8 protein-coding genes and 1 pseudogene are annotated in these 8,700 nt (G+C 33.3%); 7 read left to right on the top strand and 2 right to left on the bottom strand.

From position 1 onward, the window contains the following. Positions 1–724: 724 nt before the first annotated feature. The 6 genes and pseudogenes from IHO13_RS01300 (at position 725) to IHO13_RS01275 (ending at position 6,314) form a co-directional block, all read left to right on the top strand. Positions 725–1,798 carry an AI-2E family transporter gene (locus IHO13_RS01300; RefSeq protein ID WP_225537916.1) on the top strand — a complete coding sequence of 358 codons (1,074 nt, stop codon included), beginning with the start codon at positions 725–727 and terminating at the stop codon, positions 1,796–1,798. A gap of 104 nt (positions 1,799–1,902) precedes the next feature. After that, a pseudogene (locus IHO13_RS01295) lies at positions 1,903–2,537 on the top strand (P-loop NTPase family protein). 360 nt (positions 2,538–2,897) lie between these two features. Next, positions 2,898–3,884 carry a tyrosine recombinase gene (locus IHO13_RS01290; protein ID WP_225537914.1) on the top strand — a complete coding sequence of 329 codons (987 nt, stop codon included), beginning with the start codon at positions 2,898–2,900 and terminating at the stop codon, positions 3,882–3,884. A gap of 55 nt (positions 3,885–3,939) precedes the next feature. After that, positions 3,940–4,665, top strand: coding sequence for a lysophospholipid acyltransferase family protein (locus IHO13_RS01285; RefSeq protein ID WP_368666866.1), 726 nt, complete (start codon positions 3,940–3,942; stop codon positions 4,663–4,665). Positions 4,666–4,714: 49 nt separating this feature from the next. Beyond that, entirely contained in the window at positions 4,715–4,984 is a 270-nt protein-coding gene (gene rpsT, locus IHO13_RS01280; protein WP_225537912.1) for a 30S ribosomal protein S20, read from the top strand. 79 nt (positions 4,985–5,063) lie between these two features. Then, positions 5,064–6,314, top strand: a complete 1,251-nt coding sequence (locus tag IHO13_RS01275) for a citrate synthase (RefSeq protein ID WP_225537911.1) — start codon at positions 5,064–5,066, stop codon at positions 6,312–6,314. Between the two features lie 513 nt (positions 6,315–6,827). Here the strand turns inward: IHO13_RS01275 and IHO13_RS01270 are convergent. Both IHO13_RS01270 and IHO13_RS01265 read right to left on the bottom strand, forming a co-directional pair. Next, positions 6,828–7,034, bottom strand: a complete 207-nt coding sequence (locus IHO13_RS01270; RefSeq protein ID WP_225537910.1) for a hypothetical protein — start codon at positions 7,032–7,034, stop codon at positions 6,828–6,830. 179 nt (positions 7,035–7,213) lie between these two features. Beyond that, positions 7,214–7,468 (bottom strand): hypothetical protein, encoded by a 255-nt coding sequence (locus IHO13_RS01265; protein ID WP_225537909.1) that lies wholly within the window; start codon positions 7,466–7,468, stop codon positions 7,214–7,216. A 400-nt stretch (positions 7,469–7,868) separates the two neighbouring features. On the opposite strand from IHO13_RS01265, the gene IHO13_RS01260 reads away from it, so the two are divergent. Further along, on the top strand, positions 7,869–8,700 hold an 832-nt coding region (locus tag IHO13_RS01260; protein ID WP_225537908.1), incomplete at its 3' end, for an APC family permease.

The raw sequence follows: 8,700 nt of genomic DNA, 5'->3' as shown, positions 1-8,700 counted from the left end.
CACCTAGAGTTTTTGGTGCTCTAATTTCTACAATTTTGCTCATAAAACAACCTTTCGTACAAACTTGCTATAATTTTATACATGAAAAGAACCGTATAATAAACTAATAAATTTTTTTATCACTTAGAAGTGAAAAACGGATAACATACTCTTAAATGTCATTCTAGGTATGTTTTACCCATAAAAACGGAGAAAACTACTTGATAACTTTCGCCGTCATCCTTATTCATAGTAGTGAAGTTATTGTTTATCTTCAGTCCATCCAGGTTAAACAACAAAAAAACTCAATGTACTTGGCGTACTGTTGTTTAATTTTTGCACTATGCGTACCTCATGTCTTTATAAACTCTCAAGGTTTTTACCTAATACAAGCTAAAATGCGTTTATTAAAACGTCTAAAGCAATAAAAAAATGCCAATTTAAAAGATAGGTAGTGAATAACTAGCTAGCGGGGTTTCTTTTGCCTTTTTTTTATTTGGTAAATCTTTTAAGTGTTTATTGCTAAAGTAGTATTATGGATCCCAGTGTTCAGCTACTTGGATGATAAAAAAGGCTACTTAGTGTGTTTTCGTATCAGAAAGCACTTGCTAAGGTGCTTTTTGGTCGTTTATAGATAAACTGTAGGTACTTTGTTTTTTGTAAACTTTCTCTGTTTTTGGTAATTCGTTTTTACATAGATAAAATAAACTGTGTATTTTTTTTATAAATTGACTATGCTAAAAACATGCAAAAACGCTATGCAACTGTTTGTCTCATATTACTTCTTATAATTGGCACATTATTTTTAGTGCGCCCTATGATTTTCCCATGCTTAATATCTATCGTTGTTGCATATTTATTTAATTCGCTAGTAGTAAAGTTTGAGGAGTATAGAATACCACGCCTATATTCTGTAATTTTTATAATACTTGTCCTACTAATGATTTTTGTATTAGCTGTTACATTTGTTTTACCTATTATATATGTTCAAATCACCTCGATATTGAATTTTTTAGTCAGTAAAGCACCTTCGCTAAACCTCAAAGTTATTCCATCTGTGTTAGAATTTCTCAATATAAAAACAGAAGATGGTTTGTTTGATCACTTATCTGAAAGTCTAGCAAAAAATTACAGCGATTATATATCTTATTTTGTAAATGCTTTTGATATTACCAGTAATCTTATAATCCAGGTGTTAAACTCGAGCTTTAGCCTAATTCATACAGTATCATTAGTGGTAATTACTCCGGTGATGTTCTTTTATGTATTGCGTGATTGGCCTTTGATTGTAGCAAAAGTTAGTAAATTAGTTCCTGTTCCTTACAGAGAAAAAGTTGCAGATTATTTTTCAAAAGTGGATTTTATTGTATCTAACTACCTAAAAGGACAGGCAAATGTATGCATTTTTATGATGATTTTTTATTCTGTATGTCTTAGTATAATCGGATTGAGACATTCTGTTGCTATTGGAGTTTTGTCAGGGACACTAACATTTATACCTTATATAGGACCATTATTATATACTATCATTGGGTTTTTGAGCGCTGTTATTCAATTCAGTGGATGGTTTGAAAGCACTGCTGTTTTAATATTATTCGGTGTTGGACAGTTGATGGATACAAATATACTGGTTCCCTTATTGATAGGAAAAAAAGTCCATATACATCCGGCTGTAATTATTCTTGGGGTTACTGTATGTGCTTCATATTTTGGACTTATGGGTATATTACTTTTTGTTCCAATAATAGCAATGTTTTATGTATCAGTGGAATGTGTAACCGACAAATATCTTAAAAGTGAGTTTTATAGAAATGGCTAACAGGTTTTTTGCATTGTAATAAGGATAGGAAATACCTGATGTACTCAAGGAGAGTAAATAAATCTTGACATAAAAGTTACCGTCAGGAACACAAAATGTCTAGTGTGCAATTAAATTTATTTAACAGCAATCAAGCTGATTATAGCCGGCAAAACTTTATCATCTTGGATGAAATAAACATGTATACCACTCAGTCATTGGTAATTTATCTTGGAAATGCCTGATCCTTTTTGGGCTTAAAAGCTCTGGTAAAACTCATCTTGCTCACATTTGGCAATTGATGAGCGGTGCAATCTTTATCAATGTGAACAATTTTATAAGCGAGATTAGACATAGCAATGCTTTTGTTTTAGAAAATATACAAAACATTCAAGATGAAGCAATGTTACTGCATTGTTATAACTACATGAAAGAAAATAACAAGAGATTGCTTATTACTTCTTCAACTTCACCAAACAAGCTTAACTTTAAGTTGAAAGATTTAAGTTCTCGCATATTATCAACCATCAGCATAAAAATTCCATCAGCGAGTGAGGAATTGTTAAGGATTATGTTGATGAAACGGTTTTCAGATAAACAGTTGAAAATTGATTTGAAAGTGATTGGTTATATTTTGGCAAGAGTAGAGAGTTCTTTTTACAGCATTAGTGAAATTATAAAAAAGGCAGATGATGAATCTATGGGATCAAATGTTACTCTTCCTTTTATTAGTGCTTTATTGAAAAGAGATACTATGTGATTTCTTCTTTTAACAGAGCATATATACTAAAAATTTATTAACATCTGTAGCACTAATATAAGAGTTACCGTTTAGTTGTGCTAGCGCTATAAAAACATTATATTATAATGGATATAAGTAGATATGACCAAGAAGTGGTATATTATAGCAAAATTCACTTTGCAGGATGCTTTCTACAGATTTGATGTTATAATTTAACTATGGTAAGGGTAAGATCAAATCTAAAAAAAAAATTAAGACGGGGGTTTGTTATACTTACTCTGTTAGTAAATATTTTATTTATTTTGTGTTTTTTATTAAGAAATACGGATAACATTTCTAATCAAACTATAGTCAAAGAAATAAATATAGGAGCTGAGAATGAAAAGAGAGCAGTTACAGAATAAAAAAGAGAATCTTTACATAACGTATTACATAGATACTTTGGTGTCAGAAAGATCTGCTACGCAAAATACTTTAGAAAGTTATCGTTCAGATTTACGTCAACTTGAAGATTTTTTGTTGAAAAGTGGCACTACTTTAGTCAGCGCAAGCAAAACTAATATCAAAGATTACGTAAAATCTCTATGCACACAAAAGAAATATAAAAGCAGTTCTGTATCAAGAAAGATATCTGCCATGAAAAATTTTTATAAATGCCTATTTAATGATGGAATAATAGATTTCAATCCAGCTCCAGTTAATGATGATGAATTGAAAAATCCAAAAGTTTCTCGTCCTTTGCCAAAATATTTAAGTGTCAAAGAAATGCTCTTGTTAATGGATACAGTCAGAAAATCAGTGAGCGAATCGAATAAAGAAATAAACAGTAGGAGGTTATGCGCTATTTTAAACATACTTTACTCTTCCGGCATGCGTATTTCTGAATTGATTAATATGAAATTACGTGAGGTGTTACATTTAGCAAACAGTAATGACAAAGAAAGTTACATAATAATAAAAGGAAAAAGTGGTAAGGAGAGGCAAATTCTTTTTAATGAGCAAGCGCTGAGGAGTCTTAGAAATTATTTATCAGTTCGTAACAATCTGATTCTTAACGGACAGGATTCTGATTGGCTGTTTCCGGGTAATAGACCTAATAAGCCGATTACTAGGCAAAGAATCGGTCAATTAATTAAGGAATTAGCAAGAAAATGTAATATTGATGAAAATAAAATCTCTCCACATGTGATTAGACATTCTTTCGCTACCCATTTACTGGATAGTGGGGCAAGTATTGTGCTGATACAAAAAGTTCTTGGTCATACTAACCTTTCCACAACACAAATATATACCCATGTTGCTAACAAAAAATTGAAGGACAAACTAGCTGACTCACACCCTATTACTCAGACAATCAACAGTTAAACTTATTGTTTTTAATTTGCAGTAGAGCTAAACTCAAGTAAGTTTATCTGAGTTCATGATTTCAGGCTTATTGTTTAATCTTTTTCTTATATTATGGGAGGTGCTCTATACTTCAATTGCTCTTCCTATACTCTTCTTTCCTGCACGCATAATAACTATTTTCCTTGCCTGCTCAGTAAAGGTTGTGTTGTTTATGCTTCGTTTATTATGTGAAGTTGAATACGCAATTAAGGGGATAGAAAACATTCCAAAGCAGCCCTTTATAATTGCTTCTAAGCACCAATCTCCGTTTGAAACATTTATTTTTATACTTTTATTTAGAAACGCAGTTTTTATTTTAAAACGTGAGCTGAAGTGGATTCCATTTGTTGGCTTGCACCTCATGGCGCTTGGGATGATTTTTATTAACCGCTTGGATGGTATCAGATCTATACGCTATATTGTTAAATTAGCTAAGATGCGTATAAAAGAAAATAGAAGCATAATAATATTTCCTGAAGGCACTAGAACAGTTGCAAAACAAAAAGCAAAATATCGACCAGGTGTTGCAGCTTTATATAGCGTATTATCTGTTCCTGTATTACCAATCGCTTTAAATACCGGTTTATTTTGGCCAAAAAGTATACTTTCTATAAGAAAAAATTCCGGAAAGGCAATAATAGAGATATTACCTCCGATATACCCTGGGTTAAGTAGGAATGAATTCTTGAGAAGTTTAGAAAAAGCTATTGAAGAGAAAAGTAGCGAATTGGCTGTAGAAAAAACTAGTATTGCAAATTAGTGAAAAATTCTATAATAAGGAAAGAGTACAGTGTTTTAGGTATTAATATATGGCGAATCATAAGAGTGCTAAAAAAATGATAAAGGTAATAGCGAAGCGCACTTTGACAAATAAAATGTGCAAAAGTAAAACCCGCACTGCTATTAGAAAATTGGTTGATATAATCAAGTCTGGTGATAAAGAAAATGTCATTATAGCATTTCGAAATGCTGAATCTAATTTGCACAAGTGTGTGAATAAAGGTGTTATTCATAAAAACACTGCTGCACGTAAAATAAGTCGCTTAAATGCAAAAGCAAAAGCGTTGATGACTGCTTAATGTGGTTAATCCAAAGTTAACTAGTTAATATATACTCCTCGGTTTGCACGCTTTGTATAGAATTTGAGTGACCTAAGTGATGGATAAAAAAGCGTTATTAGAATTAAGCAACGGATTAAAGATTGAGCTACCCATATTAAACGGAACAATAGGCCCTGACGTATTAAGTATTAAGGATTTGTACAGGGCAACAGGGTTGCTCACTTATGATCCAGGGTTTGTTTCCACAGCTTCGTGTTCTTCCTCGATTACATTCATTGATGGAGATAAAGGAGTTCTTAAATATAGAGGACATAGCATAGCTGATTTAGCAGAGAATAATAATTTTACTGCTGTAATTTACCTATTACTTTATGGTGAGTTGCCTAATTTAGAGCAACACAAAAAGTTTCTTCTGAAAATAGGGGAATTATCTGAATTACCAGAGCAGGTTATAAACGTGGTTAAAGCATTTCCAAAAACTGCTCACCCTATGTCGATTTTGATTGCATGTTTTGCAGGTTTGTCAGCACTTTACCATGAGAGACATGGCAACAACGTCAATAGTGAAGATCTAGATTTTGGAATTTCTGCGATAGCACAAGTTCCTGCAATTATTGCAATGATATATAGGTATATCAACAATCAGGAATTCATCAATGCCAACAATGAATTGAGCTATAGTGAAAATTTCCTAAGGATGATGTTTGGCGATACTTTTGATAACGATAAAAGTACCCTTTTTGCAAAAGCTCTGGATAAAATATTCACTCTTCATGCTGACCATGAACAGAATGCTTCTACAGCAGCTGTCAGGTTGGTAGGATCAGCCGGTTCTAGTTTGTTTGCAAGCCTCTCTGCAGGAGTTGCTACGCTTTGGGGGCCGGCTCATGGTGGCGCTAACGAGGCAGTTATAAATATGCTAAAGGAGATAGAGCAAAGTGGAGATATAGATAAGTTCATTGAAAAAGCTAAAGATGATAAAGATCCATTCAAATTAATGGGGTTTGGTCATCGTGTTTACAAAAATTACGATCCACGCGCGCGCATATTGAAAGACGCCTGTGATGAGGTTTTGGACAAATTAGAGCAAAATAGTAAACTGTTCAAAATTGCAAAAGGACTTGAAGAAATAGCTTTAAAGGATGAGTATTTTGTTATGCGCAAGTTATATCCGAATGTCGATTTTTACTCAGGTATAATAATGAATGCTATTGATATTCCTTCGAATATGTTTACACCTATTTTCGCACTTGCAAGAACTACTGGTTGGGTTACTCAGTGGTATGAAATGGCAAATGACAAAGAAACTAAAATTAGTAGACCAAGGCAGCTCTATGTTGGTAAATAAATCCTTATAAAACCTCTCACATACCAAATCAGTTTCTAGCAGTGTGCTAGGCGTATATAACCGTCAAAACAAAAAAGCTACTTGACAAGTTCTTTTAACTCCATTATCATGATACTGAAGCTATTTATCTTTACAATCTGTATAAGTTAATAACAAAAAATTTAGGGTATTTGACGTCTCATGTTTAAATTTTTGTACTATGTGCATCTCATGTCTTTATAAAACTTCTGGTTTCCAAGCTGAAACGCGCTTATAAGTCGTTTTAAGACAGTATAGAACGTCAAATAGACAAGGAAGAATTTGAATACTAGCTGCTCTCGGTTTTTTTTGACTTTTTTCCATTTGGTAAATTTCTCAAATATTTATAGCTGACAACAACCTTCATCCCGCTACGTGTTAATGGAATCTGCGCCAGGTACCACAAATGAGTCGCGATATGATGTAGAACCACACTAGCTATGTAACTTATGTTGTAGCTACCGATATTTAATGAAAGTCAACTGACTTACAACTTCAGAATGCATTGTAGTGATAATAATGTGCGCTAGCTTCACAATCCTCTACCGCCATTTTAGCCTTCTCAATATTCTCTGATTCTTCCTGATGCTTCATATGAAAAGCTAAACCACCAACAAAACATGCAAGAGAGTTAACGCCAAGAATGATTAAACTCCACGCTGGTAAGGCTGGATAAAACGCGCAAGCTATCAAAGCTGCCAAAGAAATAGCGCTAACTGTAAATTCTATATTTCTGAATGTTTTAAGTTTATCATCCAGATAACCTATTTTGCCTGATTCTCTAGCTGCTTTTTTGCCACTATTATACTAAAAGCACATACCAGCATAGAAAGCAACACACACAGCTTGCAATTATTACACCTAAAACCAGTAGCTTTCTATTATCTTCCGAGTCTTTTTTTCTTATCTTCTCTGCTCTGGCTAGCGATATTGCCATAGTTATGCATAACTGTAGTATGACCATGCCCACCGAATAGAGAATTGATACAGCATTGTAATAGTAAAAAATCCCAAAAATCTAAACCTCTATTGTGTATGTGTACATGTATATCCTGAGCGCCTGTAGTTTGACCGCTATTTCTCCCGTTGTATTCATTTCTTCTATTTTGTCCACTGTTTAGACTTTGACTCCCCATAAATCCTTTATATACCTATGCAAACTTATCTTCATCTCAATCTGTGATGTTTTGCGTATTACAAGATTATAAAAACCCTTTAACACTATGGTTATCACCAGATTTTTTTATATAGGTTAGTGCACACCTTTTTCAAGTACTATCACTTGCTACCATAAACACCTCATAAAATTAGTAAATACTTATTATAATAAAGTCACGCTTTCTTGTCAATTTGGGTATAAACATACCCACAAACAACTAAAACCTTCTTAATCCCGATTCATAGCTTTTACTCAATGACTAACAGAATAACTCATTATGGCATACATGTAGAAAAATGCAAGCTTTTATAAAGACCGATTGAAATTTCTGAGCTAAGTTATATTGTTAATCTATCAGATAAAAATTAAAAGCCATTGTGTCAAATAAAATAGGATTTTTGGCTGTTCTTGCCTTAGTAATTAGTAGCCAGATTGGCTCCGGAATTTTTATGCTTCCAATCAGCCTTGCACCATATGGTATGTATAGTCCTATAAGCTGGGTGATATCAGGATTTGGTGCTATATCTCTTGCTTTGGTCTTTGCCTTACTCTGTGCAAAATTTCCAGAAACCGGTGGTCCTCATGTTTATGTGAAGCATACTTTTGGTCCTACAGCAGCTTTTTTTGTCGGTTGGACGTATTGGGCAAGTTCATGGGTTGGTTCAACAGCTGTAACAGTTGCAAGTATCGGTTATTTAGCTCCACTTTTTCATAATGATATACAAAGCATACGTTTACCTTTAGAAGCAACATTAATTTTAGCTATTATGCTAATAAACTTAAGAGGGATAACTACAGTTGGACATGTTGAGCTCCTATTGATGATTGTCAAAATTACCATATTGTTTGCAATACCAATAGCAGCACTATTTTTTTTCGATAGAAATAACTTTATTGTAAGCGAGAAAGTCTCGAATCTTACAATATCTCAAATTTTTGCTCGCTCTTCATTGCTCACTTTATGGTGCTTCATCGGGCTTGAAACAGTGACAGCATCTGCAGGATCAGTTGAGAATCCGAGCAAAACAATACCAAGAGCCATAGTGCTTGGCACAATCTGTGTTGCTGTTGTATATTTTATCAATAGTCTTGCAATTATGGGACTAATAAATGGCAATCACCTAGCTAACTCAGAAGCACCATATGTTGATGCGATAAAAATAGTTTTACCTGGTAATTGGTATTTAATAGTTTCCATTATTGCCTTTA

This window comes from Wolbachia endosymbiont of Mansonella perstans, from assembly GCF_020278605.1.
Taxonomy (GTDB): domain Bacteria; phylum Pseudomonadota; class Alphaproteobacteria; order Rickettsiales; family Anaplasmataceae; genus Wolbachia.
This window is presented reverse-complemented; position numbering and strand designations above follow the sequence as displayed.

Coding starts and splice junctions, on each gene's coding strand:
- IHO13_RS01300 (WP_225537916.1), top strand. CDS start 725: ATGCAAAAACGCTATGCAACTGTTTGTCTCATATTACTTCTTATAATT.
- IHO13_RS01290 (WP_225537914.1), top strand. CDS start 2,898: ATGAAAAGAGAGCAGTTACAGAATAAAAAAGAGAATCTTTACATAACG.
- IHO13_RS01285 (WP_368666866.1), top strand. CDS start 3,940: ATGATTTCAGGCTTATTGTTTAATCTTTTTCTTATATTATGGGAGGTG.
- rpsT (WP_225537912.1), top strand. CDS start 4,715: ATGGCGAATCATAAGAGTGCTAAAAAAATGATAAAGGTAATAGCGAAG.
- IHO13_RS01275 (WP_225537911.1), top strand. CDS start 5,064: ATGGATAAAAAAGCGTTATTAGAATTAAGCAACGGATTAAAGATTGAG.
- IHO13_RS01265 (WP_225537909.1), bottom strand. CDS start 7,468: ATGGGGAGTCAAAGTCTAAACAGTGGACAAAATAGAAGAAATGAATAC.